The organism is Bacteroides bouchesdurhonensis, assembly GCF_900155865.1.
Taxonomy (GTDB): domain Bacteria; phylum Bacteroidota; class Bacteroidia; order Bacteroidales; family Bacteroidaceae; genus Bacteroides; species Bacteroides bouchesdurhonensis.
In genome coordinates this window covers 4,621,501-4,647,699 of the sequence record NZ_LT707006.1, presented here as the reverse complement: position 1 = coordinate 4,647,699, position 26,199 = coordinate 4,621,501, and the positions used below count along the sequence as shown (strand labels likewise).

The 26,199-nt window shown below is 37.9% G+C and carries 22 protein-coding genes; 10 read left to right on the top strand and 12 right to left on the bottom strand.

From position 1 onward, the window contains the following. Nucleotides 1-34 precede the first annotated feature (34 nt). Nucleotides 35-946: a hypothetical protein gene (locus CZ225_RS23965; protein ID WP_200800557.1), complete on the top strand. Its 912-nt coding sequence runs from the start codon at nucleotides 35-37 to the stop codon at nucleotides 944-946. 279 nt (nucleotides 947-1,225) lie between these two features. Here the strand turns inward: CZ225_RS23965 and CZ225_RS20205 are convergent, their stop codons facing one another. Beyond that, nucleotides 1,226-2,143 (bottom strand): DMT family transporter, encoded by a 918-nt coding sequence (locus CZ225_RS20205; protein WP_077155232.1) that lies wholly within the window; start codon nucleotides 2,141-2,143, stop codon nucleotides 1,226-1,228. Between the two features lie 94 nt (nucleotides 2,144-2,237). Here CZ225_RS20205 and CZ225_RS20200 point away from each other — a divergent pair, with 94 nt between their 5' ends. From CZ225_RS20200 to CZ225_RS20175, 6 genes are all read left to right on the top strand, one after another. Beyond that, nucleotides 2,238-3,095 carry an AAA family ATPase gene (locus CZ225_RS20200; protein ID WP_077155231.1) on the top strand — a complete coding sequence of 286 codons (858 nt, stop codon included), beginning with the start codon at nucleotides 2,238-2,240 and terminating at the stop codon, nucleotides 3,093-3,095. A gap of 33 nt (nucleotides 3,096-3,128) precedes the next feature. After that, complete coding sequence (locus tag CZ225_RS20195) at nucleotides 3,129-4,244, top strand: DUF4435 domain-containing protein (RefSeq protein ID WP_083714684.1); 1,116 nt, start codon at nucleotides 3,129-3,131, stop codon at nucleotides 4,242-4,244. Continuing rightward, nucleotides 4,241-5,569 carry a mechanosensitive ion channel family protein gene (locus tag CZ225_RS20190; RefSeq protein ID WP_083714683.1) on the top strand — a complete coding sequence of 443 codons (1,329 nt, stop codon included), beginning with the start codon at nucleotides 4,241-4,243 and terminating at the stop codon, nucleotides 5,567-5,569. Before CZ225_RS20195 ends, CZ225_RS20190 begins: the two co-directional genes overlap by 4 nt. Before the next feature lie 189 nt (nucleotides 5,570-5,758). Next, entirely contained in the window at nucleotides 5,759-8,473 is a 2,715-nt protein-coding gene (locus CZ225_RS20185; RefSeq protein WP_077155230.1) for a TonB-dependent receptor, read from the top strand. Between the two features lie 31 nt (nucleotides 8,474-8,504). Beyond that, on the top strand, nucleotides 8,505-9,695 hold the full coding sequence (locus CZ225_RS20180) for a hypothetical protein (protein ID WP_077155229.1): 1,191 nt from the start codon (nucleotides 8,505-8,507) through the stop codon (nucleotides 9,693-9,695). A gap of 184 nt (nucleotides 9,696-9,879) precedes the next feature. After that, nucleotides 9,880-12,675, top strand: coding sequence for a sensor histidine kinase (locus CZ225_RS20175; protein WP_077155228.1), 2,796 nt, complete (start codon nucleotides 9,880-9,882; stop codon nucleotides 12,673-12,675). A 79-nt stretch (nucleotides 12,676-12,754) separates the two neighbouring features. On the opposite strand, the gene CZ225_RS20170 is transcribed toward CZ225_RS20175, so the two are convergent. The 11 genes from CZ225_RS20170 to CZ225_RS20120 all read right to left on the bottom strand — a co-directional run bounded on the left by CZ225_RS20170 (nucleotide 12,755) and on the right by CZ225_RS20120 (nucleotide 23,311). Beyond that, entirely contained in the window at nucleotides 12,755-14,194 is a 1,440-nt protein-coding gene (locus CZ225_RS20170; protein ID WP_077155227.1) for an NADH-quinone oxidoreductase subunit N, read from the bottom strand. Nucleotides 14,195-14,225: 31 nt separating this feature from the next. Next, the gene (locus CZ225_RS20165; RefSeq protein ID WP_077155226.1) at nucleotides 14,226-15,710 is read right to left on the bottom strand and encodes a complex I subunit 4 family protein; all 1,485 of its coding nucleotides are present in this window, start codon (nucleotides 15,708-15,710) and stop codon (nucleotides 14,226-14,228) included. A 36-nt stretch (nucleotides 15,711-15,746) separates the two neighbouring features. After that, on the bottom strand, nucleotides 15,747-17,636 hold the full coding sequence (gene nuoL / locus CZ225_RS20160; RefSeq protein ID WP_077155225.1) for an NADH-quinone oxidoreductase subunit L: 1,890 nt from the start codon (nucleotides 17,634-17,636) through the stop codon (nucleotides 15,747-15,749). 48 nt (nucleotides 17,637-17,684) lie between these two features. Beyond that, complete coding sequence (nuoK, locus tag CZ225_RS20155) at nucleotides 17,685-17,993, bottom strand: NADH-quinone oxidoreductase subunit NuoK (protein WP_025074755.1); 309 nt, start codon at nucleotides 17,991-17,993, stop codon at nucleotides 17,685-17,687. 34 nt (nucleotides 17,994-18,027) lie between these two features. Then, nucleotides 18,028-18,540: an NADH-quinone oxidoreductase subunit J family protein gene (locus tag CZ225_RS20150; RefSeq protein WP_077155224.1), complete on the bottom strand. Its 513-nt coding sequence runs from the start codon at nucleotides 18,538-18,540 to the stop codon at nucleotides 18,028-18,030. Nucleotides 18,541-18,542: 2 nt separating this feature from the next. Then, nucleotides 18,543-19,031, bottom strand: a complete 489-nt coding sequence (locus CZ225_RS20145) for a 4Fe-4S binding protein (RefSeq protein ID WP_077155223.1) — start codon at nucleotides 19,029-19,031, stop codon at nucleotides 18,543-18,545. Between the two features lie 56 nt (nucleotides 19,032-19,087). Then, nucleotides 19,088-20,164: an NADH-quinone oxidoreductase subunit NuoH gene (nuoH, locus tag CZ225_RS20140; protein ID WP_025074752.1), complete on the bottom strand. Its 1,077-nt coding sequence runs from the start codon at nucleotides 20,162-20,164 to the stop codon at nucleotides 19,088-19,090. A 29-nt stretch (nucleotides 20,165-20,193) separates the two neighbouring features. Further along, nucleotides 20,194-21,786: an NADH-quinone oxidoreductase subunit D gene (locus tag CZ225_RS20135; protein ID WP_077155222.1), complete on the bottom strand. Its 1,593-nt coding sequence runs from the start codon at nucleotides 21,784-21,786 to the stop codon at nucleotides 20,194-20,196. An 88-nt stretch (nucleotides 21,787-21,874) separates the two neighbouring features. Continuing rightward, entirely contained in the window at nucleotides 21,875-22,477 is a 603-nt protein-coding gene (locus tag CZ225_RS20130; protein ID WP_077155221.1) for an NADH-quinone oxidoreductase subunit B, read from the bottom strand. Beyond that, the gene (locus tag CZ225_RS20125; RefSeq protein WP_077155220.1) at nucleotides 22,468-22,818 is read right to left on the bottom strand and encodes an NADH-quinone oxidoreductase subunit A; all 351 of its coding nucleotides are present in this window, start codon (nucleotides 22,816-22,818) and stop codon (nucleotides 22,468-22,470) included. Before CZ225_RS20125 ends, CZ225_RS20130 begins: the two co-directional genes overlap by 10 nt. A gap of 115 nt (nucleotides 22,819-22,933) precedes the next feature. Next, nucleotides 22,934-23,311 (bottom strand): hypothetical protein, encoded by a 378-nt coding sequence (locus tag CZ225_RS20120; protein ID WP_077155219.1) that lies wholly within the window; start codon nucleotides 23,309-23,311, stop codon nucleotides 22,934-22,936. 259 nt (nucleotides 23,312-23,570) lie between these two features. On the opposite strand from CZ225_RS20120, the gene CZ225_RS20115 reads away from it, so the two are divergent. The 3 genes from CZ225_RS20115 (at nucleotide 23,571) to CZ225_RS20105 (ending at nucleotide 26,191) form a co-directional block, all read left to right on the top strand. Beyond that, nucleotides 23,571-25,175, top strand: a complete 1,605-nt coding sequence (locus CZ225_RS20115) for a DUF6377 domain-containing protein (protein ID WP_077155218.1) — start codon at nucleotides 23,571-23,573, stop codon at nucleotides 25,173-25,175. A gap of 192 nt (nucleotides 25,176-25,367) precedes the next feature. Further along, complete coding sequence (locus CZ225_RS20110; protein WP_077155217.1) at nucleotides 25,368-25,892, top strand: RNA polymerase sigma-70 factor; 525 nt, start codon at nucleotides 25,368-25,370, stop codon at nucleotides 25,890-25,892. A 74-nt stretch (nucleotides 25,893-25,966) separates the two neighbouring features. Then, the gene (locus tag CZ225_RS20105; protein ID WP_077155216.1) at nucleotides 25,967-26,191 is read left to right on the top strand and encodes a hypothetical protein; all 225 of its coding nucleotides are present in this window, start codon (nucleotides 25,967-25,969) and stop codon (nucleotides 26,189-26,191) included. Nucleotides 26,192-26,199 lie beyond the last annotated feature (8 nt).

Sequence of the window (26,199 nt, the reverse complement as noted above, 5' to 3'; positions counted from 1 at the left end):
GAGAAAGTAATCATTAACTCTTAATACTATGATTATGAAATTAAAATTTGTCAATCTGGCATTAGTACTATGTACCATTCTTTTCTTTTCTTGTGGTAATCAGAAAAAGAATATATCTACGAGATCTGCGGATAATCAGGAAGATACAGTGTGGATAAGCATGGTGCCGACAGATACTATTGTTGAAAAGGATGCAATTAATTTAATTAAGGAATTTTACAAGGTGTGTCTGGCTGAACATCCTTCCAGATCATTGGAATCAGTTAATATTAAATTGACCAAAGGACTTATTGAGAAACTTGATAGGGTAAGGACAGCAACAGGTTGTGATCCAATTATACGTGCGCAAGATGTTAGTGACGATGTCCTTGAGACGTTAACCGTAAAACATTTGAATGGTAATTGGTATATGGTTAGCTATACGTGGGGGAAAGGCAGTGAATTTGAAAGCACGCAAAATATTCCTTTGAGAGTGGCTAAAATTGATGGACAATATATGATTGATTATATCACTCCGATATGGAATGGTAGTCTTTATGGAGACAGTTTGTTATGTGACAATCCGGTGATACCGGCAATTAATACATCTGAGCCTCTCTCATTCCTGAAAACTTTTTATGATGCCTACACATTGAAATATTGTAGTATGCCGGAGGGATTGGCAAGCCAACTTGCATCTTTACGTACTGAATACCTTACACCAAATGCTTTGAAACAGTTTGATGAGGTTGAGAAGAAAGAGTTTCTGGAAGATAATGGGCATGGATATGATTTATTGATTCTTGATTTCGATTTTGATAATTTGTCACGTCCTTCTATTAAGATTACTCCAATAAATGAAGATACCTATCAAGTAAGTTTTGCGGAGAATAAAACCTTAAAAATTAAAGTGATTAAGAAAGGACAAGAGTATCGTATTGATAGTATAACCAAAGATAAAGAATAAAAAAGTGTTTCATGCGTTTGAAACCATTGGTTTCTCTATTTAGAACACTTTGTTTCACTATATGAAACTAAAAGTTTCACACCGAGAAACGAATAGTTTCACTCTATGAAACAGATTTTAGCTATATAGATTGACAATACAGAGTGTGATGGATATTTTTTCCGTCACACTTTCCGTCACGTTGCTAATCATTAATATTTAGATAGTTAAGATCGAATTAGTGATGGTGACGGATTTTTTATGGAAAAAACTTATAGAGAGAGCTGAGAATTGTAAACTTTACAATTCTTTTCCTGCTTTTTCGAAATCTGCCCTTGACTTGCTCTGTGTTACAATATATACTCCTAAGAACACAAGTGCTATTGCAATCCCTTTCTGCCATCCGAAACTTCCAATTCCCATAATAATTGCAGCGATAGTGGCCACAATCGGTTGCATATAATTATACATACTCACTACTGTAGGACGAAGTAACTTTTGAGCAGTCATAATGCAGAGATAAGCAAGGAAACTACCCCCCAATACCACATAGAGCACTTGCAGGATGGCAATAGTAGAAATAGTAGTCCATTGGATCGTAGAAATATCATAATATGAAAAAGGAATGTAACATATAGAAGCATAGATGAACATCCATTTGTTAATTGTCACAGCCGAATACTGCTGACTCAATCCTTTAAATACAGTCAGATAAATAGAGAAACTGATCTGTGCAACCAAGCAAAGTAAATCACCAATAATACTTCCTCCACCATTACTTGCAGCCTGACTGCTCATTATAAGAATAAGTGCTCCCATTGCTCCCACGAAAATTCCCAGAACTTTCTTATTGGTGATCGGTTCTTTTAGATAAATAGCAGCTACAATCATAGTAACGATTGGCAAAGTAGTAGTAACAATAGAAGCGTCGATAGGTGATGTTAGCGAAAGCCCGAAAATAAATACTCCCTGATTGAACACCAAAGCGAATAAAGAAGCAAAGAATATTTTCAGCATGTCACGATGGCTCACGTGTTCTTGCTTACAAAATATAGAAAGTATCCAGAATGCAACTGCTGCACCAACCATGCGGAAAGTAGTTACAGAAATGGGCGAAAACTCCTGAAGAGCTGATTTACCAATAGGAGACATCAATCCCCACATAACGTTTGCCGTGAGTGCGAAAAGGTGTCCTTGCAGGTTCTTGCTATTGATCATGACTTCTAATTGTTACCTTTATTGAAAACTATTACAAAGGTAACCAATTTATCGTTTGATTTGTTTATATTTGCCTTGATTAAAGTGGAATATTATGGAACAACAAGCCAATTATATCCGTCGTATAGAAATACAAGGTCTTTGGGATAGATTTGATATAGCCTGGGATCTGCGACCCGATGTGAACATCCTCTCCGGTATCAACGGAGTAGGGAAGACGACGATTCTCAATCGTTCAGTAGATTATCTGGATCAGCTTTCCGGAGAGATAAAAAGTGACGGAAAGAACGGAGTACATCTGTTTTTTGATAATCCTGAAGCAACATATATCCCTTATGATGTAATCCGCAGTTACGACCGCCCGCTCATAATGGGAGATTTTACTGCACGGATGGCAGATAAGAATGTGAAATCCGAATTGGATTGGCAACTTTATTTATTACAGCGTCGTTATCTTGATTACCAAGTCAATATAGGTAATAAAATGATTGAACTCCTCTCCAGTGAAAATGAAGAACAACGCCGGAAGGCAGCCACTTTATCTGTTGCAAAACGCCGTTTCCAGGATATGATTGATGATCTTTTCAGTTACACCCGTAAAAAGATAGATCGTAAACGGAATGATATTGCTTTTTATCAGGATGGAGAATTATTATTTCCTTATAAACTCTCTTCTGGAGAAAAGCAGATGTTGGTGATCTTATTGACAGTACTTGTGCAAAATGGTAGTCACTGTGTATTGTTTATGGATGAACCGGAAGCCTCGTTACATATTGAGTGGCAACAAAAATTAATTTCAATGATTCGTGAACTGAATCCTAATGTGCAGATTATTCTGACAACCCATTCACCTGCCGTTGTGATGGAAGGATGGTTGGATGCTGTAACGGAAGTAAGTGACATCGCTGAACTGTCAGCTCCGATGTCACCTTCACATAAGGAAAAGGGATAAAATAATCTTTTCTGAATAGAACACGTATAGATTATGAATGACAAGACTGTAAAAAGTAACACGAACCGTAAATATGATTCCGCATCGCCTCCTTTCCGGAAAGAAGGAGTGAGAACGGAGGGAAACAAACCGGCACGTCCTGCCCGGCTTGTAGATTCTCTGACTTCTTCTTATTTCAGTGCCGCACACAAACTTTATTCGAAAAAGGCTCGCCGCCGTATTATTGCCTATGTCGAAAGTTATGATGATATTGCTTTCTGGCGTACTCTTTTGGAGGAGTTTGAAGATGACGAACATTATTTTCAGGTAATGCTACCATCAGCGACCTCATTGGCAAAAGGTAAGAAAATGGTGCTTATGAATACGCTGAACACAGCAGAACTGGGAAAAAGTCTGATTGCCTGTGTAGATAGTGATTATGATTTCTTGTTGCAAGGAGCAACCAACATCTCTCGCAAAATCAATCGGAACAAATATATTTTTCAAACATATACATATGCTATTGAGAACTATCATTGCTTTGCAGAAAGTCTCCATGAAGTATGTGTACAATCAACATTGAACGATCGGTTTATTTTGGATTTTAATGCTTATCTGAAACGTTATTCCGAAATAGTGTATCCGCTTTTCTTGTGGAATGTATGGTTCTACCGTCAGCGGGATACGTATACATTTCCAATGTATGACTTTCACTCTTGTACAGCTTTGCATGAAATTAGCCTTAAGCATCCTGAACATAGCTTGGATGCCTTGCAACGTAGGGTAGATCAGAAACTTTTTGAGTTGAAAAAACGTTTTCCTTATTATATCAATGATGTGAACGGGTTGCGGACTGAACTGAAAGATTTAGGACTACTTCCGGAAACAACCTATTTATATATGCAAGGACATCATGTGATGGACAATGTGGTAATGAAATTGTTGATTCCTGTTTGCACTGTGTTACGCCGGGAACGGGAACAGGAAATCAAACGTTTGGCAGAGCATAATGAACAATTCAGAAATGAACTGACCTGTTATCAGAACAGTCAGATCAGCGTAGAGATCATGTTGAAAAAGAACGTTGCATATAAGAGACTTCTCCATTATAAATGGTTGAGGCAGGATATTCAGGATTATTTATCAAAAGAAGGTGTCAGTAATATATGAAAGAAGTGATAGTAGATACATTGACTGTAGTTACAAAGGCCGGAGGAGTGCAGGAGACCACCAATGCAGTGATGCAGGAAGTGAATCATAGTCTGGTATCTATGGGAGTAGATGTCAATTGGGCGAATAAAGTGGATAATTGGATTGTATTATTGCTTATTATCAGCGTAGCTCTATTGGCTAACGTGATTTGCCGTCATATCATTTTGCGAGCAGTGGCCAAGTTGGTGCAACGAACTAAGGCAACTTGGGATGATGTTGTCTTTGACCATAAGGTAATGATACATATCAGCCGTATGGTGGCACCAATATTCATTTATTTAGCAATTCCTTTAGCATTCCCCGAACATGCAGAATCAGGAGTGCTAGATTTTATGAGGCGTATTTGTCTGATCTATATCATAGCCGTTTTTCTTCGTTTCATTAGTGTCTTTCTGTCAGCTGTTTATCATGTATATAGTGAACGAGAACAGTTTAAGGACCGACCTTTGAAGGGATTATTACAGACGGCTCAGGTAACTATCTTTTTTATTGGGGGGATTGTTATTGTAAGCACGCTTATTAATAAAAGTCCGACAGTGCTACTGACTGGTCTGGGAGCATCTGCTGCTATCCTGATGTTAGTCTTTAGAGATACGATTTTGGGATTTGTTTCAGGTATCCAACTTTCTGCCAACAATATGCTGAAGGTAGGAGATTGGATTTCTATGCCGAAATATGGTGCGGATGGTACGGTGATTGAGGTCACATTGAATACTGTGAAAGTCCGCAACTGGGATAATACCATTACAACAATTCCTCCTTATTTGTTAGTGAGTGATTCTTTCCAAAACTGGCAAGGAATGCGTGAATCCGGTGGACGACGTGTGAAACGATCTATTAATATAGATATGAGTAGTGTACGCTTTTGTACGCCGGAGATGTTGGCTAAATATCGGAAAATTCAACTATTGAAAGATTATATTGACAAAACAGAAAAAGTGGTTGAGCTATATAATAAGGAACATCACATCGATAATTCTATATTGGTAAATGGCCGTCGTCAAACAAATCTGGGCGTATTTCGTGCTTACTTGAATAGTTATCTGAAAAGTTTGCCTACTATTAATCAGGAACTGACTTGCATGGTTCGTCAATTGCAACCCACTGAAACTGGAATTCCGTTGGAACTTTATTTCTTTTCTGCCATTAAAGACTGGGTTCCTTATGAGGAAGTACAAGCTGATGTGTTCGATCATGTATTGGCTATTATTCCGGAATTTGGATTACGCGTCTTCCAGAATCCTTCCGGAGAAGATTTACGGGAATTAAGAGTAAAGAATTAGAAATAAAGAAACTTCAATTTTATATTCGTATTATAGTTAATGTATAATATAATAGCAGTTTTTGGTCTTATTGCAAATATGCAACAGACTTGAAACTGCTATTTCAATTTATTGTATTTGGTTTGTATTATTTTTGTAATGCTGCCCCTATATCTTTGCTGCCGTAATTAAAACGTATAGCAAAGTTCGATGAAAAAACTATTTCTTATTAGACTTTCCGTTGTAGCCTTCTTTTGCATATTATGTGCACTTCCTGCTTTGGCTGCAAATATCAAAATTAAAGGTGTCGTAAAAGACAAACTTTCTAAAGAGCCTCTGATTGGAGCGACCATACGCTTAGTAGGTACTCATGCAGGTACAGTTACCGACCTAGAAGGTAATTTTGAACTGAATGGAATGGGAGTTCTGGAAGGTATGTATGATGTTGAAATCAAATATGTGGGATACAAAACTGAAATATGTCGCAAGGTACATGTGGAGAATGGGAAATTAGTAATCCTGAATTTAGAATTGGAAACAGATGCACTTGAACTCTCTGATGTTGTGGTCGTTGCTAAAAAAAATCGTGAAAATGAAAATATGTTGTTACTTGAACAACAAAAAGCTGTTATTGCCGTACAGTCTGTCGGAGTAAAAGAACTTTCACGTAAAGGAGTTTCAGATGCGGAAGGAGCCGTAACAAAAGTTTCGGGAATATCCAAACAAGAAGGAGTGAAGAATGTTTTCGTGCGTGGGTTGGGTGATCGTTATAATTCGACTACTTTCAATGGATTTGCAGTCCCATCCGAAGACCCCGAATATAAGAACATTTCTCTTGATTTCTTTGGTACGGATATCATTCAGTCTGTAGGTGTCAATAAAGTTTTTAGTGCTGGAGGCAGCAGTGATGTCAGTGGAGCAACCATTGATATCGTATCCAAAGAATTGATTGGTAATAAGAATATAGGTGTAGGTATTTCAGGCGGTATAAATACACAAACAGTATCAGCCGATTTTCTTAAACTCAATGGAGTTAATTTTATGGGATTAGCTGACGATAAACAGCCAGCTAATGAAACTAGTTGGGAGTTTAAGAACAAGCTGGATCCTTCAAAACAAAACCTTCAGATAAACCGAAGTTATAGTGTTTCAGGTGGAAAACGTTTTTATATAGGAAAAGATAAGAACCCTCTTTCCTTTTTTGTGACTGCCGGACATACCATTGATTACCAGTTTAAAGAAGAAAGTATACGTAATACGACCACTAGCGGTACTATTTATAAAGATATGGTTGGTAAAAAGTATGTTGAAAATATTAATCAGTTAGCATTAGCTAATGTGGATTATGATATACGAAATCGTCATCATTTGGGTTATAATTTTATGATGATACATGCTAATACGCAATCCGTTGGTGATTATGACGGTAAAAACTCGATATTTGACGATGATCAAGGTAATGTCGGCTTTACCCGTCGCCAACAAACAAATGATAATTGGTTACTTGTCAATCAATTGATGACTAACTGGGGGGTGACAAAAGAATTAAGTCTTGATGCAGGCATTTCTTATAACCTCGTAAACGGCAATGAACCAGATCGTCGAATCAACAATATAACTAAGTCGTCAGATGGTTACTCATTACTTCGTGGAAATTCACAACAACGATATTTTTCTTCCTTGAATGAAGGGGATCTAAATATAAAAACAGGTTTTGTATATCGTTTGAGAGATAATATTGAAGAAATCTCTAGTATCCGTTTAGGATATATTGGGCGAATAGTAGATGATAATTTTGAATCGACAGAATATAATATGCCAACATATTCCTCTGGTCATTTCAGCTCGTTGACAGAAATAGTATTGGATGATTATTATACACAGGAGAATCTTTTGAATGGAAGGTTTGGATTACAGAAGAATATTGATATATATGATGTGAAGAAGTATATTCATTCACTATATACAGAGTTTACTTATCAATTTTCTTCTCGTTGGATTGCTAATGTAGGAGTGAAATATGATAATATTGATATACAGGTAGATTATGATGTGAATAAAGGTGGTTCGAAAGGTTCCAATAAGATTGAGAAGAACTACTTCCTACCAAGCTTGAATTTGAAATATAACCTGAATGCAAAGAACTCTTTGCGTCTGGGAGCAAGTAAGACATATACTTTACCACAATCTAAAGAAATTTCACCTTATCGTTATGTAGGAGTTAATTTTAGTAGTCAGGGAAATACGAAACTAAAGCCTTCGGATAATTACAATGTAGATTTGAAATGGGATTTTAATCCTACACCGACGGAACTAATTTCATTAACTGCTTTTTATAAATACATTAAGAATCCTATTTCCAGAATTGAGGTGGCAAGTGCCGGTGGATACCTTTCGTATGAAAATATTGCAGATCACGCAACTGTAGCAGGAGCAGAAATAGAGGTACGTAAGAATATCTTTACGCATTCGATTGGGGTGAATGGTGATGGAGCAAATCGCCTTTCTCTTGGACTAAATACTTCCTATATATATACGAATGCTAAAATGCCTTTGGCAACAGTTACAACTGGTTCTCAGTTAGAAGGTGCTGCTCCTTGGATTGCTAATTTCGATTTATCTTATAATTATGCAAAGGGTGATTTTAGTCTTGTAAATACATTGATCCTAAATTATATTGGCGAGAAAGTATATACTATAGGTACTCAAGGTTTTCAGGATATTATGGAGAATAGCTTAGTTACACTTGATTTTGTATCGCAGGCAAGACTGAATAAACATGTCTCACTTAATCTAAAAGCCCGAAACTTATTGAATCCTGCTCATAAATTAGTTCGTAAGGCAAATGAAGGCGGAGATAAGGTTGTATTAGGTAACTACAAAAAAGGAATAAATATTAGCTTAGGAGTTTCGTATATCTTCTAAGCAGTATCAATAATAACTAATATTAAAGGAAATGAAAAGACTGTTTTTAAATTTTATGGTAGTTGCTGTTGCAGCAACGACATTAGTATTGACTTCTTGTGGGAGTGATGATAACAATGGTGATAAACCGGAAACTTCAATTGTTGTCAATGGTAATACATTAAGAGGAACATTGACAGAGAATGAAATCTTGGAGGCGAAAGAGTATTATCTAGACGGATCTTTGATTATTGCAGATGGAGGAGTATTAACCATTCCGGCAGGTACGACAATTAAAGCCAAACAAGGTTTTGGCAATTATCTATTGGTTACACAAGGTGGTAGAATCTACGCAAATGGTACAAAGGAAAAGCCAATCACTTTTACCGCAGATGCTGTTCAGCCATCTTCCGGTTATTGGGGAGGAGTAATTATTAATGGTAAAGCACCGATTTCCGGTATCAGCCAGAATGCAAGTGACTTGGGATTAACTGAGATTAATAATGACTATCAGTATGGTGGTAGTATTACCAATGACAATTCCGGTTCATTGACCTATGTGAAGATTTGCTATGCCGGTGCACGTTCTACTGAGAATATCGAGCATAATGGACTGACCTTGAATGGTGTCGGTAACGGAACAAAGATTGATAATATTTATATTCTGGAAAGTGCGGATGATGCTGTCGAATTTTTCGGTGGTACAGTAGATATCACTAACCTCTTAGCTGTGAATCCTGATGATGATATGTTTGACTTTACACAAGGATATAGTGGTAAGTTGAGCAATTGTTATGGAATTTGGGAGAACCGGTATACCAGTACGGAAGATGATCCGCGTGGAATTGAAGCTGATGGTAACCTGGATGGTGATGGAGAAGACCATTTGAGACAAGCGAATTTTATAGTTGAGAATATGACAATCGTAAATAATGCTGCTGATACGCAAAATAAAGTAGATCGTATGGTAGATGTTATCAAAATTCGGCGTGGTGCAAAAGCTACTATTTCAAATGTATTGATTGCCGGTACAGGAGGAACACAAGATTTGATTGATATGACCGATAGTAAAGGGGATGGAAATGTGACATCATCTATCACTTATACTCTTGCTTCAACTTTTACGGTTCACGATAAAGTACTTAATGGAACTGCTAATGTAGCTGCAAATAATTCTTGTACGGGTGCCGCTATTTCTGTGTTTGACTGGACAAACTATACTTTTCCAATTTTAGTTCATTGATCTTAAAATCATTAGGAATATATCAGGCTATAGGAATAGTCTAGAATGGAATGGCAGAAGTCGTTTATATAGCTTCTGCCATTTTTTATTAAAAAAAGAGAAACCTTTGTTTTCTAAAAGAATAGCATTACGATCGAAATATTTTATGTACATTTGCTAAGTTTCTGGTTAATTAAATAAAGGCATGCAAACAAACTATGAACGATATCGCAAAATGTCTTCCTTGGCCCAGATTGGATGGTGGGAAGCAGATTTTGCAGCAGGGCATTATTTGTGTTCTGATTTTCTCTGTGATCTTTTGGATTTAGATGGAGATACTATCTCTTTTCAGGATTTCCAGAAAATGATTCGTGAGGATTACCGTGAACAAGTAGTTCGTGAATTTCAAGCGAATAAGTCTATTCATAAGAATTTCTATGAGCAAACATTTCCCATTTATTCTAAATATGGTGAAGTTTGGTTGCACACGCGTCTGGCAGAACGTGAGAAAGGTACTGGTGCAGACGGAGGAGATAAATCTTTTGGGGTGATTCAACGGGTAGAATCACCGGAAAATATAGATAATAAAAAAGCGTTACTTCGTGTTAATAATTTGATACGGCAGCAGAATTCTATTTCTCGGTCTTTGTTGCGATTTCTTCAAGATGAAGAAACTGAAGAATGTGTAATGGAGATTCTAAAGGATGTGTTGGAGCTTTATGAAGGTGGACGTGTATATATATTTGAATATAATGAAAAGTATAGTTGTCATAGTTGTACATATGAAGTTGTATCAAAAGGTATAACTGAGGAAAAAGATTATTTAAAATCAATTCCTTGTAGTAAAGCTAGATGGTGGACAAAACAAATGTTATCCTATAAACCGATTATCTTAGACTCTTTACGTCAATTGCCGGAAGAGGCTGCAGATGAATATAATATTCTTTCGAAACAGGATATTTGTTCATTGATGGTTACTCCTTTAATAGCAGGTGATCATGTTTGGGGATTTATGGGAATAGATTTAGTGGGCTCTTACAGAGAATGGAGCAATGAAGATTATCAATGGTTCGCATCCTTGGCTAATATCGTCAGTATCTGTATGGAATTGCGTAAAGCAAAAGATAATATTACGCGTGAACAATCTTTTTTGCGTAATTTGTTCTCATATATGCCGATGGGATATGTAAGGCTATCTATTGTCTGTGACGAAAATGATGTCCCGTGTGACTACCGGGTAACGGATGCTAATGAAATCAGTTCTAGAATATTTGGTATTCCCAGTGAGAAATATATAGGATTAAGAGCTTCAGAGATACATACTCAGCATAGTCGTAAATTGGCGGACTTATTGAAGATTCTGGAATTAAAAACGTTTAATGAATTTGATGAATACTTTCCGAGAACCGGAATTTATACGCATTGGATAGTTTATTCCCCTGAAAAAGACGAGGTGGTAGGACTATTTCTTGATTCTACAGAGGCTGTGAAAGCTAACCGGGCATTAGACCGTAGTGAGAAACTTTTCAAGAATATTTTTGCCAACATTCCGGCGGGTGTGGAAATTTATGACAAAGATGGAGTCTTGCTCGACATGAATAATAAAGATTTGGAAATATTTGGGCTAAATGAAAAGTCAGATGCTTTGGGCGTGAACTTTTTTAATAATCCCAATGTCCCTCAGGATATTCGTGAACGAGTGAGAAATGAAGATTTGGTAGAGTTTCGTTTGAACTACTCTTTCGATCAAGTTGGCGATTATTATCATACAAAACGCTTTAATGTCATAGATTTATATACGAAAGTTAGTAAGATATATGATAGTGAAGGGAACTTTAACGGATATATTCTGATTAGTATTGATAATACAGAACGCATGGATGCGATGAAGCGTATTCGTGATTTTGAGAATTTCTTTTTGTTGATTTCGGATTATGCTAAGGTAGGCTATGCCAAATTGAATCTTATTGACCGGAAAGGTTATGCCATCAAGCAGTGGTATAAGAATATGGGGGAAGATGAAGAGATACCTTTAAGTGATGTCGTGGGTGTATATAGCAAGATGCATCCGGAAGACCGGAAGTGTATTCTTAGCTTTTATGAGGATGTTAAAAAAGGAACAGCAAAGAATTTTAAAGCGGAAATGCGGGTTCGTCGTCCCGGTACGAGAGATCAATGGAATTGGGTGAGGATGCATGTGGTGGTGACTACTTATAAACCAGAAGAGAATGAAATAGAGATTATAGGTATCAACTATGATATTACAGAGTTGAAGGAAACGGAAAAGGAGCTCATTCAGGCACGTGATAAAGCTGAAACGATGGATCGTCTTAAGAGTGCTTTCCTTGCTAATATGAGCCATGAGATCCGTACTCCTTTGAATGCCATTGTCGGTTTCTCCGATTTGTTGGTTGATGCGGAGGATTTGGATGAAAGAAAAGAGTATGTAAAGATAGTACGTGAAAATAATGATTTGCTTCTACAGCTAATTACTGACATACTAGATCTGTCGAAGATTGAGGCAGGTACTTTTGAGTTTACCAATGGTGACGTGGACGTGAATATGATGTGCGAAGACATTGTGCTTTCCATGCAAATGAAAGTCAAAGAGGGTGTAAAACTGATTTTTGATTCGAATCTTCCCCATTATCATATAACTAGTGACCGAAACCGCTTACACCAAGTAATTTCTAACTTTGTTAATAATGCCATAAAATTTACTTCAAAGGGAAGTATTTGTGTCGGTTATGAATTGAAAGGAGACGAACTAGAATTCTATGTGCAAGATACAGGAGTAGGTATTGATAAAGAACATCTAAGGGCTGTCTTCGAACGTTTTGTGAAACTTGATTCTTTTGTGCATGGTACTGGGCTTGGACTTTCTATCTGTCAGAGTATCGTGGAACAATTGGGTGGGCGAATTGGGGTAGATTCCGAACTAGGTAAAGGTTCTCGTTTCTGGTTTACTCATCCTTATCCGGCAGATTCAGAAATGGAATAGAATTATTTGATACTTCTTATAAAAAAACGGGCTTGGTTGGATTAACCGGGCCCGTTTTTTTAAGAAATGATGGCTATTATCATATTCCGAACGATAGTTTATCAATTGATTGGTATACAATACTTGCAATGCCCAAACCAATGATACCTAAAGTGCAAAGGGCTAATCCCCATTTAGTGCAACGGTCACTATGGAAAGTGGGAATAGGATTATCGGAAGGAGTAATATACATTGCTTTAATGATTAATAAGTAATAGTATAATGAAATGACTGTATTAATTAGTGCTATGAATACTAGCAGATGGAATCCTGCATCGAAAGCAGCCATAAATATGAAGAATTTAGAAAAGAATCCTGCAAATGGCGGAATACCAGCTAAAGAAAACAGAGATATAGTCATCAGGAAAGCAATCTTTGGGTTTGTTTTGTATAATCCTTGGTAATCCTCCAGTGTGAACTTTTCGCTGCGTAATGCTATAATAGTAATTACTGCAAATACACCAAGGTTGGCAGCAGCATAAACTAATACATAATAAACTAAAGCAGTCATTCCTTGTGCCGTACCCCCAATCACATCTAACATGATATATCCAGCTTGTGATATACTGGAGAAAGCCATCAAGCGTTTCAGATTCTGCTGGCGAACAGCGAAAATGTTAGCAATGGTTATGGTTGCAATGATGACCCAATAAAGTACTTCCTGCCAGTCATTAATCATTGGAGCAAATACTTTGATAAGGACAGTCAGTAATACAAATGCAGCTGATCCTTTTGAAATAACGCTTAAGTAAGCGGTTACGGTACTTGGTGCTCCTTCGTATACATCAGCTGTCCAAAGATGGAATGGAACCAATGAGAGTTTGAATGCCATACCGGTGAAGAAGAAAACAAAAGCCATTATTTGCAGTGCATTGCCGTTGATATGAGCAGGGAGATCATCAAAATAAAGTGTTCCTGCCGAACCGTAGATCATAGAAAGACCAAATAGTAGCAGAGCACTAGAGAAAAGAGCAGTTAGAATATACTTAGCTCCGGCTTCTGCTGAGTTGTGGCGGTATTTGTCAAAGGCGATCAACGCGGCCATAGGGATAGAAGCTGTCTCTAATCCGATGAAGAACATCAGGAAGTGTCCGGCAGAGATCATGAGATACATACCAAACAGGGTAGAAAGTGTAAGTACATAAAACTCACCTTGTTTGAAAGAAGTATCCTCACGCTTCATCCATTCGTGTGCCATCAGAAATACAATCAGTGTACCAACATTCAGAATTGATTTGATGACTGTGTGCATTGGAACATAATGATACATACCACCGAAGATATCGGCAGTAGTGCCCGGAACAAAGTTGATAACCGTGTGAATAGCCATCAATATAACAGGGAGCATCGTATTTAATTGTGCTTTACCGTCTTTTTTATGTGCGTCCGGACTCATGAAGAGGTCAGCCAGAAATAAAATAAGTAATACGGCTATGAGTGACAACTCTTCTCGCATATGTAGAAATTGTGAATAATCCATTTTGTCTGATTTATGAATTAAGAATTATGAATTAAGGTACCAGTTGAGAAATAACAGGTAATACACTTTCACCAATCATATGGCTAACCCAGAAAGGAGCCATACCTAATCCGGCTACACAAACAATCAGGCAGATAACAGCAACACGCTCGTCCCATGTTGCATCTGTTAGTTCAAGATGGTGTTTGTTTGTACAGGTACCATATAAAATCTTACCAACCAGGCGGAGGATATAAACTGCTGTTATGACGATGGACGAACAAGCGATAATAGTCAGAGTGCGGTGGAATATATCCGGATTCTGGAAGGAACCGACGAAGATGGTCATTTCTGCAATAAATCCGCTTAATCCCGGTAAACCTAGATTGGCAAGACCTGCAATTACGTAACATACACTAAGGAATGGCATGATTTTCATCAATCCCGAAAGTTCCCGGACATCACGTGTATGGGTACGTCCGTAAATCATACCGATAAGGGCGAAGAACAAGGCCGTCATCAAACCATGGGAAAGCATTTGAAGAATAGCTCCGGTTGCTGCTGTTTGGTTCAACATCAAAATAGCAAAAAGTACTAGACCGCAGTGTGATACGGATGAATAAGCATTGATGTATTTCAAGTCTGTCTGAACGCAAGCCGAGAATGCACCATATACAACAGAGATACCTGTTAATATAAGGAAGATCCAGGAAAGTTCGTTAGCTGCTTCCGGCATCAGATACATAGCAATACGGAAACATCCGTAACCTCCTAATTTCATCAATACTCCCGCATGCAACATGGATACCGCAGTCGGTGCGGAAGCATGACCGTCGGGGCTCCATGTATGGAATGGAAAAAGTGCTCCCAATACTCCAAAACCAAGGAAAGTAAGAGGGAACCAGATACATTGTTGAGCAAAAGGTATGTTATGCAATTGTGCTATTTCCAATATATTCATAGTGGTTGCCCCTGAACCAAAATAGATACCGAGGATACCAATTAACAAGAAGGCTGAGCCACCCATTAACATCAACGTCAGTTTCATGGCAGCATACTCTTTGCGACCTGATCCCCACACACCGATTAAAAGGTACATAGGAATAAGTGCTATTTCGTAAAACATAAACATTGTGAATAAGTCAATGGATATGAAGAATCCGAAAACTCCCATGGATAAGAGTGTGAACCACAGGAAATATTCTTTAGTCAGAGGTTGCAAACGCCAGGAAGCAAATGTACCAGTGAAAACAATCACAGCAGATAATAATAGCATAGCTACTGAGATCCCATCGACCCCCACAGAGTAGGCAATGTGAAGGGGTGCATACCAGACAGTGTCAGCACGGAATAACATCTCTGACGTGTTTCCGGCACTACGTTCTCCCAGATACAGGAAGGTTAGTACCACAGAAGCAATCAGGAGTGCTGAGGCTCCGGTGACCATGACTCCCCGAATCGTTTTAATTCCTCGTGCAGCCCATAGTCCGGCTAGCATCAATAAAGGAATAAGTACGAAGATTGATAAGAAATTCATTTGTATAATTATGAATTATAGATTATTAATTATGGATTAGAGAACCAGTATCAGGATTAGTGCCAATGCTCCACAAAGGAACACATAAGCATATTGTTGTACCTGACCACTCTGTAAACCACGGATCTCGTCGCTTGTTGTATTAGTTGCCCATGCCAGGAAATCAAAGAATCCATCTACTACATGACGATCCCACCATGCGATAGGAGTAGAAATGCAGCGGAAAATGATCTTATGAGTGACAAACTGGTATATAGCGTCTATGTAAAAACGGTTATAAGCAGCTTTGTGTAATTTCTTGAAATGGCGTGCCAACGTATCTGCAACCGGTTGTTTGGCATTCTTATACATCCAGGTGGCTATGGCAATGGAAATGATTGCAATGACTACACTGGTAATGGCAACAGATGGGTCCAGATGTATGGAGTAAGATTCACCATTCGAACTGATAAAATGCCCGAAAGGAATGAAGCCTGCCCCACAAGTGACAACTGCCAGGAACATGAGTGGGAAAGTCATAGCTAATGGACTTTCGTGGGGAGTATGTGCAGCATGTGCTTCTTTGTTTTCTTTGCCCCAGAAAATACCATAATACAAGCGGAACATATAAAAAGCTGTCATTGCTGCAATAACAGTCATCACCCAACCCATCACAGGATGATATTGAAAACAGGCGGCTAAGATTTCGTCTTTAGAAAAGAAGCCGGAGAAAGGAGGAATGCCGGCAATAGCAAGGCAGGCAATCAGGAATGTCCAATGAGTGATTGGCATATATTTACGAAGTCCTCCCATAGCAGACATCTCATTAGAATGTACTGCATGAATAATGCTACCTGCACCCAAAAAGAGCAATGCTTTAAACATGGCGTGTGTAAACAAATGGAACATGGAAGCCATGTATCCCAATCCTCCGTGATGCGGGTCCATAGAAGTACAAACTCCCAATGCTACCATCATGAAACCGATTTGTGAGATGGTAGAAAAGGCAAGTACACGTTTAATGTCTGATTGTACGCAAGCTACACTTGCTGCATAGAAAGCAGTGAAAGCTCCTACCCAGGCAACCATGTGCAATGTGTCGGGTGCATAAGCAATGAACAGTGGAAACATACGTGCTACCAGATAGACGCCCGCTACAACCATTGTTGCTGCATGGATCAATGCACTCACAGGGGTTGGACCTTCCATTGCATCCGGCAACCAGATGTGTAATGGGAACATTGCACTTTTTCCCGCACCACCTACAAACATTAATCCTAATGCCAAAGGCAACATAGAAGCCCCACCGCTAATGATTGATACCGTGTCCGGAGTGAAACCGAATGTACCTCCATAGTATCCGTAAATCAGAATACCGATGAGGAACCCTAGATCGGCAAACCGCGTTACGATAAAGGCCTTTTTGGAAGCGGAAATAGCTGCTGGTTTGGTGTAATAGAAACCGATTAATAAATATGAGCTGACCCCTACCAATTCCCAGAACAAATACATCTGGAAAATATTGGTTGCCACCACTAGTCCAAGCATTGACATGGTGAACAAAGACAGGAAAGCGTAATAGCGTTGGAATCCGGTCTCTCCTTTCATATAGCCGAAAGAGTAAATGTGTACCATCAGCGATACGGTGGAGATGACAATCAGCATCATTACAGATATAGGATCGAGCAAAATGCCCAAATCAAAATGTAAAGTCTCAGTGAAAGGAAGCCACGTAAAATTGTAAGGTATTAAAGTGGCGAACGTTCCATCTTCCAGACGTGGTGCGGAGAAATATTGAAAAGCTGTGACGTACGATAGTACAGTTACTGCTCCCAATACCAGCGTACCTATAATGCCTGCTGTCCGGTGAGACATCCATTTACCTCCGATTCCTACTAATAGGAAGGAGAGAAAGGGAAGAAGGAGTATTAGAATTGTTAGTTCCATACAAATTATTTTAATTACTTAGTATTATTATTGTTAATGAGTTCATCCTTACCATTTCAAGTCATCCAGGTTGCGTACTTGGATGCTTCGCAGGTTCCGGTAAATATTAATCATGATTGCAATTGCGATAGCAGTCTCTGCGGCTGAAATGGCAATGGAGAATAATGCAAAGAAATAGCCTTCTGTTCCACCGGGAAAAAGAAAGCGATTGAACACAGCAAAATTGATATCTGTTGCGTTCAGCATTAACTCGACAGAAATCAGGATAGCCAGTGTGTTCCGGCGAGTAAAGAATCCATAGATTCCTGCAAACATCATGATAGTTGATACTACCAGATAATATTCCATGTGTATCATATTCAAATTTACTATTTGATAGTTAATACTTGTTTTATCTTTTACGTGCAATCATGATACCTCCGATGATACAAGCCAGCAACAAAATACTGATAGCCTCAAAAGGTAATATATAGCCATATTTGTCACTACTTAACAAAGCATTACCGATGGCATGAATATTTATCTCTTGCGGAGCTAAATTATTCGTTTGCAGGAATTTGTGCTTCAGAGTGATAAACAAAATAATAGCTGCACCGGCAATCATTGTAAAGAGTCCTGCCAGAAATCGGCTTCGTTTGATTTTCTCTGTACGATCACCTTCTCCACTGGTTAATAAGATGGAGAATACATAAAGTACGACAATACCACCGGCGTAAACCATGATCTGAACAGATCCCAGGAATGTGTAACCTAGCAGAAAATAGATTCCTGCTGTTCCGAAGAGGGTAAAAAGCAGGTAGGTAGCCGAGCGTACGATACGTTGGGTAGTCACTGTCATAATGGACATTGCAATAATAAATACTGCCAAAAAGTAGAATACTACTATTTCAAGTGTTGATCCCATATCTAAACTTCTTTTTTCTTTTCTATAACTTTACTACCTTTATGGTTGAGTTGCAGGACAAGTTTTGTCCGGTCGAACACTGCGTGTTCGAAGTTCTGGTCGAATGTGATAGCGTCGTGTGGACAGGCATTGACACACAGTTGGCAAAAGATACATGATCCCAAGTCGTATTCATATTTCGACAGGATTTTCTTTTTTTTGCCATCTTCCGTTTCTATCATTTCACTTGTTATCTTGATAGTGTCGTTTGGACATGCTGATTGGCATAATCCGCAGGCAATACAGTGATGCTCGTTGTTTTCATTGTGGGGCATGTTCAGTGTACCACGAAAACGGTCGAACATTTTCAGCTCTTTCCGGTTCTCGGGATATTGCTCGGTTACTTTTTTACGGAAGTAAACTTTAATACTGGTCTTCATACCCGTCGCTAGGGTATGAATGCCATGCATTAGACCTCCTAAGTACGTATATTTTTGATCTTTATATTCCATAATTCTCGTTTTACATTAATTATTCCGAATGGGGATTCTGTATAACATCTTGTCATTTAGAAATGAAAGCCGAAGGCTACACAGCATGCCATTAATAATAGGTTTACCATAGAAATGGGAACCAAATATTTCCATTCCAGATTCAAAATCTGGTCGATACGCAAACGTGGGAAGGTCCACTTGATCCACATTAAAAGGAATACAACAAAGAATGCTTTACCGAAGAACCAGATAAAACCGGGAATATAATCCATTATTGCATTAAATCCATCTAAACCGACAATGTGTAAAGGCATCCATCCCCCAAGAAAAATAGTGGTTGCCACACCGGCAACTATAAAGAGGTTCAAATACTCGGCAAGATAGAAGAAACCGAAATGCATACCGGAATATTCTGTATGATATCCCGCCGTCAATTCACTTTCAGCTTCGGGAAGGTCGAACGGTCCACGATTACATTCCGCATTTCCTGCAATGAGATAAATGATGAAAGCTATGATGGCAGGAATATGTCCTTTAAATATGAACCAACCATCTGCTTGATTCTCTACAATTTCGGAGAATTGCATGGTTCCCATTAATACAACCATTGTCATGATACTCATTCCAACAGAAAGCTCATAGCTGATGATTTGTGCACCACTTCGCATGGCTCCGATAAGAGAGAACTTGTTGTTACTGCCCCAGCCGGCTAGCAAAATACCTACTACTCCAATACTGGAGGCTGCCAACAGGAAAAATACTCCCACATTAAAATTCAATATTTCCGCTCCTTTATTAAAAGGAAGACAAGCGAAAGTCAGGAAGGAGGCAATGATAACCATGAATGGAGCAAGATTATAAAGGAAGCGATCGGCATCCTTCGGAGTGAAGATTTCTTTGGTTAGCATTTTCAGAACGTCACATAGTACTTGGATAGATCCCCATTTACCGACACGGTTCGGACCGAGACGACATTGGAAGAAACCGCAGACTTTGCGTTCCATGTAAATCAATATAATAGCGAGGATGGCATACATCACAATGATACATACGCCGATGACTACGCATTCTATAAAAACAGCCAATCCTTCCGGCATAACGGAAGTGAGTAGCTCGTGTATCCAGTTTGTTACTATACTAAAGTCGAACATATTTCTTAAATTAAGAATTTTGTTTATTATCATCTGTCAATATCCGGGACTACATAGTCAATTGTTCCTCCAATAGCAATGAGGTCAGCGATCTTGGCTCCTCGACAGATCGTGTCGATAGCTGCAACTAGTGGTAATCCGGTGGAACGGTAATGTAGACGGTAAGGCATCTTATTTCCATGACTTTCAAGAAATACACCGAATTCTCCACGACTTCCTTCTACAGCTGCATAATAGCTACCTTCAGGAACACGAATAATAGGTTTCATCTTTTCTTGATAAGCTCCTTCTGGAATATTATCAATCAGTTGTTCAATGATGTTCAAACTTTCCATGATTTCATCCATACGTACCAGGTAACGGGCAAATGAGTCTCCTTCAGTATAAATGATTTCTTTGAAATCTACTTTATCATATACTCCATACGGGATTCGTTTACGTACATCGCAAGCCCATCCTGAAGCACGACCTGTACCTCCGGTACAGCCGAATGAAATGGCATCTTCACGACTCAATACACCAACTCCTTTCAGACGGCTTTGTGCAATCACATTTCCTGTGAAAATATCATGGTATTCATGGATGATTCCTCTTAGATAAGGAATAAATTCTTTTATCCGCTTTACAAAGTTGGGATGAATATCTGCTTGTACACCACCGATAGTATTATAATTCTGAATGAGTCGTCCTCCTGTAGTCTCTTCGAAGATATCCAGAATCTTTTCACGATCACGGAAGCCATAGAAAAAGGCTGTCAATGCTCCCAGGTCCATAGCCAGACAGGAGTAGAACAATAAATGAGAATCGATACGTTGTAACTCATCCATAATAGTACGGATGTATTGTACACGTTCACTTACTTCAATACCCATTGCTTTCTCGATACACATACAAAGCGCATGGCGATTTTGATGAGCTCCTAAATAATCCAGACGATCGGTTAATGCCAGTGTTTGCGGATATGTAAGACTTTCATTCATCTTTTCAATGCCCCGGTGGATGTAACCACAGTTTGCATCAATTTTGCGAATAATTTCACCTTCCAAAGAAACCCGGAAACGCATCACACCATGAGTCGCAGGGTGCTGAGGCCCAATATTAACGACATATTCTTCATCTCCGAACAATACTGTTTCTTTATTTTTGATACTACCATCCGGATTGAGTTTTATTTCCTGGGTAGTATCATAAGTCTCTTCATTATCCATACGGAGTGGATTATCTTTTTCCGGGTCATTGTCTTTACGCATTGGATAACCTACCCAATCGTTACGTAGATATAGACGACGCATATCAGGATGACCGATGAAGGCGATTCCATAATAGTCAAATACTTCACGCTCATAAAAATCAGCTATTTTCCAGATATCGCTGACCGATGGAATTTCTGGCGTTTCTCGGTTTAGAGTTGCTGTTTTAATAGAAATCCGTTCGCCGGTTGAAGTCGATTCGAGATGATAGACTACTCCTAGACCACGAAAAGTTTCCGGTGTGTCTTTTTCGTCTGCTATTCCCCAATCCATACCGGTAAGACTTTCGAGGAAGTCCATCTGCTTTTCTTTCCGCAAGCGCAGCATTTCATCGTGTAGTGCTGCTGGTTTTATAAATTGTATTTCTTGCATAAATCTATTTAATTAAGAATGTAGAATTAAGAATGAAGAACTTCTATACAGTTTTAGAAATCGCAATTCATCCATCATTCTTCATTTCTTACTCTTCATTTTTTAAGTAATCCGGTTTCTTTTCTTTTCTGTTTGTTCCGCCAAAGAATTTCTCTATCTTCACTTTACGTTGTAGCTGCATCATTCCATAGTAGAAAGCTTCAGGACGTGGCGGACATCCTGGTATGAATACGTCCACAGGTAGAATTTTATCTATCCCATTTACTACATGATAAGATTTCTTGAAAGGTCCTCCACTTACGGCACAGCCTCCTACAGCAATCACGTATTTCGGGTCAGGCATCTGATCGTACAAACGTTTCAGTACCGGAGCCATTTTATTGGTGATCGTTCCGCAAACCATGATCATATCTGCCTGTCGTGGACTGGCACGTGCTACTTCAAACCCGAAGCGGGCCATATCGTAACGAGCGGCACCCAATGCCATAAATTCGATACCACAACAACTCGTGGCAAATGTAAGTGGCCACAGTGAATTACTGCGTCCCCAGTTGATAAAATCATCCAAAACTCCGAGAGCAACGTTAGTTCCTCCTGCATTGAGTTCTTGAACCAATTTTTCCAATGATTCATTGTCAATAAACTCCTCATAAGGAATTGATTTTATTTTTGGTTTTTTAGTTATTTCCATTCCAAAGCTCCTTTCCTCCAGGCATAAGCAAGTCCCAGAACTAAAATAATAAAGAAGAAAAGAATACTGACAAGTCCTTGTGGTCCCAAATCTCGCATGACTACTGCCCATGGAAACAAGAAGGCTGTTTCAACGTCGAACATTAGGAACAGGATGGCAAAGAGGTAGTAACCTACACGAAATTGCATCCATGACTTACCACGTGTTGGTATACCACATTCATAAGCTTCAAACTTTTGTATGTTATACGAACGGGGTGAGATAGCTCGTGAAAGAGCTATAACTACACCAACAAAAGCAAGTGCCGTCAGTAAAACAACAACTAACAATGTAAAATTCATAATTTCAATAGCTATTTAGATTGAATATTATATAAGAGATAAGCAATAAACTCCTTATTCCCACCGGATTAAGAAGTAAACTGAACGTTAAATCGAATTAGTATTGAATTGTTCGTTAAATAACAATTTTCCTCAGACCATAAATATAATGGGTTATAGGATCATAGAAATAATTTGGAACGTGGGGTAAATGAGAATAGGATGGAGTTATTCTCTTTTTATGTTCGCGGAGATAAGCGATGGGTAATAACATACTTTTATCTGCCGGAATATGCACCACATCCACATGACTCATATCGCAAGATTGAGTAGAGTAAAAATGATAAAGCCTTTCAAGTGCATTATGTACAGGTGACTCTTGAGACAAAGAACACTGCTCCTGACTATAAGTCGGGTAGGAAGCTTTGCAAATATTTTCCACTGTCTCATTGGTGACAGAGTGAATTAGCAAAGCTAATGCCAAGAGTAATCCATATTTTAAACTTTGTTTCATCTTTCTCTTTTAATGACCGCAAATATAGAATTAATATTCATACTTTTTGCAAACTCGATATTACAAAAAAGCATTTTTTAACGTGGCTCGTGATGAAATCTTCTTTCCTCCATATGAAAGTTATTGCAAACATCTATTTTTATTGTACTATGTTATCTTTATGTATAGTTAAAAAATGTAATAATAGTAATGATTTATGCACTTTTTGATGGAATACCCGTAAAAAATATATTTTTTTGCAAGATTAAGATTATAAGATATGAAACGCACACTTTGGTTTGTAATGTTTTTAACAACTTCTTTTTTCCGCCTCTATGCTGGTAATGAGAATGATTCATTATTGACTGTTTTAGACAAAGTAATATCTGAACGTCAGGTATATACAGATAAGAAAAAAGCTGTCATAAAAGACTTGAAATTGAAGAAAGTGCAGCAAAAGACTTTGGAGGATTTGTTTCGTTTGAATGCTGAGATTATTCAGCAATATGGTACTTTTGTTTGTGATTCTGCAGAACAATATATACAAGAAAATATAGAAATAGCTAAAAGTCTTAATGATAAAGAGCATTTGTTGGAAAGTAGACTTCAATTAGCTTTTGTTTATTCTTTGTCCGGACTATTTGTCCAGGCTAATGATATTTATAAATCCATTCAATGTCGTAGTTTGCCTGATTATTTGAAAGCTATATATTGCTGGAATAATATTCGATATTATGAAAATCTGATTAAATATACTGATGATGAAAGGTTTTCAAGTGAATATATAGTGAAGAAGGAAGCGTATCGTGATACAGTGATGAGCATTTTACCGGAAAAATCTGATGAGTATTTAAAGGAAAAAGCTATTAAACTTCAGGAGAGTGGTCGTGTAAGAGAGGCTATTCCAATATTAACTAAAATATATAGTAAAGAGAAACCGGAAACTCATGGATATGCGATGATGTCTATGGGACTTTCGAGAGCTAACCGATTGGTTGGCAATCTTGATGTTGAAGAGAAATATTTGATTTTGGCGGCGATAACAGATACGAAGCTGGCTGTAAAAGAGAATGAAGCATTGTTGAGTTTGGCGGTAAAACTTTACCATAAGGGGGATATAAATAGGGCTTATAATTATATAAAAGTAGCGTTGGATGATGCTATTTTCTATAATTCCCGTTTTAAAAACACTGTGATTGCCCGTATTCATCCTATTATAGAAAATACTTATCTATATCGGTTGGAACAACAGAAACAGAATCTTCGTTTTTATATATTGTTGGTCAGTTTGTTTGCGATAGCCCTTGCCATTACTCTATATTTTACGTATAAACAGACAAAGGCAGTTTCAAGAGCTAGAAAGAATCTCAAGGTAATGAATGAAGAATTGGTAGCATTGAATAAAAACCTTGATGAGGCTAATCTGATTAAAGAAAAGTATATTGGATACTTTATGAATCAATGTGCTGTCTATATAAATAAGCTTGATGAATATAGGAGGAATGTTAATCGGAAAATAAAAGCAGGGCAGATTGACGAATTGCATAAAACATCTTCCCGTCCTTTTGAAAAAGAGCTGGAAGAGTTATATCTTAATTTTGATAAGGCATTTCTGAAGTTATATCCGAATTTTGTAGAAGAGTTCAATGCACTCTTGAAACCGGAGGAACAATATCAACCGGAAAAAGAACGTTTGAATACTGAATTGCGTATATTTGCTTTGATGCGTTTAGGAATTGTAGATGTTGGACAGATTGCTGTCTTTTTGCATTATTCTGTTCAGACGATATATAATTATAAAAGTAAAGTGAAGAGAATGTCTATTCTTGAAGGGAATCATTTCGAAGAAGAGGTCAAAAAACTTGGTTCTTTGTCTCAAAAATAATTCTATTTGGTTTACCAAACTATTTTAAGGGTAGGTTGTTAATTTGTTGGATTATAGGTGTTTGTGTGGTTTTTGGTTTTAAAATCATCTACTTTAAAGCCTACCACACATAAGAAATATACATTTTCCATTTCTATATTTGCAGTATAAGATTTTTAATAATTGAGTACTTAATCTAAATGAAAAACAAATATGGAATTTTCAGAATTGTATATTACTTATTATTCTAAACTGGTTCGGTTGGCAAGAGAATATGTGATCTTGGAAGAAGATGCTGAAAATATAACTCAAGATGTCTTTACTGACATGTGGGAGAAACGAGATTCAATAGACTATATTGAAAACATGGGTGCTTATCTTTTCCGACTTGTAAGAAACAGATGTTTAGATTACCTGAAGCACAAAGCTTTTGAACAGAAGTATATAGAACATGTACAGTCTTCTTTTGAAATAGAACTTAGTTTGAAATTGCAATCTTTAGATCGTTTTGATATATATAATATATCTGAAGGGAATGAGACGGAAGCTTTGATTCGTAAGGCAATAAATAGTTTGCCGAAACGATGTCGCGATATATTTATATTAAGTCGTATGGATGGTCTAAAATATAAGGAAATCTCCGAACGTCTGGGGATATCGGTAAATACGGTTGAATGTCAAATGAGTATTGCACTGAAAAAGTTAAGAGGAAAATTGAGTATATGTCTTGCTGCATAAGATTTTTGGAAAATTATTAGATGTTTTTAGGGGTATTTCCCTTGATAATCGTTCTTTGATAAAAAGATAAGAGAATGGGAATTGATCTAACTAAATATTTTACGGATGAGCTTACTTCTGAAGAGAGGCAAGAAATGTTATCAGAGATAAATAAAAAGGAAGAATTGCGAGAAGAGTTTCTTAAAAATCAGAATATGGTATCGCTTTTAGATTGGATACTTTTAGAGGGTGACAAGGAACTAGCTCAGCGAAAATTAACGGAATTTATGCGTAACCTAGGGGAGCGTAAAAATACATAGGCTGATTA

What these genes read in the sequence shown, in the direction of transcription:
- CZ225_RS23965 (WP_200800557.1), top strand. Translation starts at nt 35, where the DNA reads ATGAAATTAAAATTTGTCAATCTGGCATTAGTACTATGTACCATTCTT.
- CZ225_RS20205 (WP_077155232.1), bottom strand. Translation starts at nt 2,143, where the DNA reads ATGATCAATAGCAAGAACCTGCAAGGACACCTTTTCGCACTCACGGCA.
- CZ225_RS20200 (WP_077155231.1), top strand. Translation starts at nt 2,238, where the DNA reads ATGGAACAACAAGCCAATTATATCCGTCGTATAGAAATACAAGGTCTT.
- CZ225_RS20195 (WP_083714684.1), top strand. Translation starts at nt 3,129, where the DNA reads ATGAATGACAAGACTGTAAAAAGTAACACGAACCGTAAATATGATTCC.
- CZ225_RS20190 (WP_083714683.1), top strand. Translation starts at nt 4,241, where the DNA reads ATGAAAGAAGTGATAGTAGATACATTGACTGTAGTTACAAAGGCCGGA.
- CZ225_RS20185 (WP_077155230.1), top strand. Translation starts at nt 5,759, where the DNA reads ATGAAAAAACTATTTCTTATTAGACTTTCCGTTGTAGCCTTCTTTTGC.
- CZ225_RS20180 (WP_077155229.1), top strand. Translation starts at nt 8,505, where the DNA reads ATGAAAAGACTGTTTTTAAATTTTATGGTAGTTGCTGTTGCAGCAACG.
- CZ225_RS20175 (WP_077155228.1), top strand. Translation starts at nt 9,880, where the DNA reads ATGCAAACAAACTATGAACGATATCGCAAAATGTCTTCCTTGGCCCAG.
- CZ225_RS20170 (WP_077155227.1), bottom strand. Translation starts at nt 14,194, where the DNA reads ATGGATTATTCACAATTTCTACATATGCGAGAAGAGTTGTCACTCATA.
- CZ225_RS20165 (WP_077155226.1), bottom strand. Translation starts at nt 15,710, where the DNA reads ATGAATTTCTTATCAATCTTCGTACTTATTCCTTTATTGATGCTAGCC.
- nuoL (WP_077155225.1), bottom strand. Translation starts at nt 17,636, where the DNA reads ATGGAACTAACAATTCTAATACTCCTTCTTCCCTTTCTCTCCTTCCTA.
- nuoK (WP_025074755.1), bottom strand. Translation starts at nt 17,993, where the DNA reads ATGATACACATGGAATATTATCTGGTAGTATCAACTATCATGATGTTT.
- CZ225_RS20150 (WP_077155224.1), bottom strand. Translation starts at nt 18,540, where the DNA reads ATGGGATCAACACTTGAAATAGTAGTATTCTACTTTTTGGCAGTATTT.
- CZ225_RS20145 (WP_077155223.1), bottom strand. Translation starts at nt 19,031, where the DNA reads ATGGAATATAAAGATCAAAAATATACGTACTTAGGAGGTCTAATGCAT.
- nuoH (WP_025074752.1), bottom strand. Translation starts at nt 20,164, where the DNA reads ATGTTCGACTTTAGTATAGTAACAAACTGGATACACGAGCTACTCACT.
- CZ225_RS20135 (WP_077155222.1), bottom strand. Translation starts at nt 21,786, where the DNA reads ATGCAAGAAATACAATTTATAAAACCAGCAGCACTACACGATGAAATG.
- CZ225_RS20130 (WP_077155221.1), bottom strand. Translation starts at nt 22,477, where the DNA reads ATGGAAATAACTAAAAAACCAAAAATAAAATCAATTCCTTATGAGGAG.
- CZ225_RS20125 (WP_077155220.1), bottom strand. Translation starts at nt 22,818, where the DNA reads ATGAATTTTACATTGTTAGTTGTTGTTTTACTGACGGCACTTGCTTTT.
- CZ225_RS20120 (WP_077155219.1), bottom strand. Translation starts at nt 23,311, where the DNA reads ATGAAACAAAGTTTAAAATATGGATTACTCTTGGCATTAGCTTTGCTA.
- CZ225_RS20115 (WP_077155218.1), top strand. Translation starts at nt 23,571, where the DNA reads ATGAAACGCACACTTTGGTTTGTAATGTTTTTAACAACTTCTTTTTTC.
- CZ225_RS20110 (WP_077155217.1), top strand. Translation starts at nt 25,368, where the DNA reads ATGGAATTTTCAGAATTGTATATTACTTATTATTCTAAACTGGTTCGG.
- CZ225_RS20105 (WP_077155216.1), top strand. Translation starts at nt 25,967, where the DNA reads ATGGGAATTGATCTAACTAAATATTTTACGGATGAGCTTACTTCTGAA.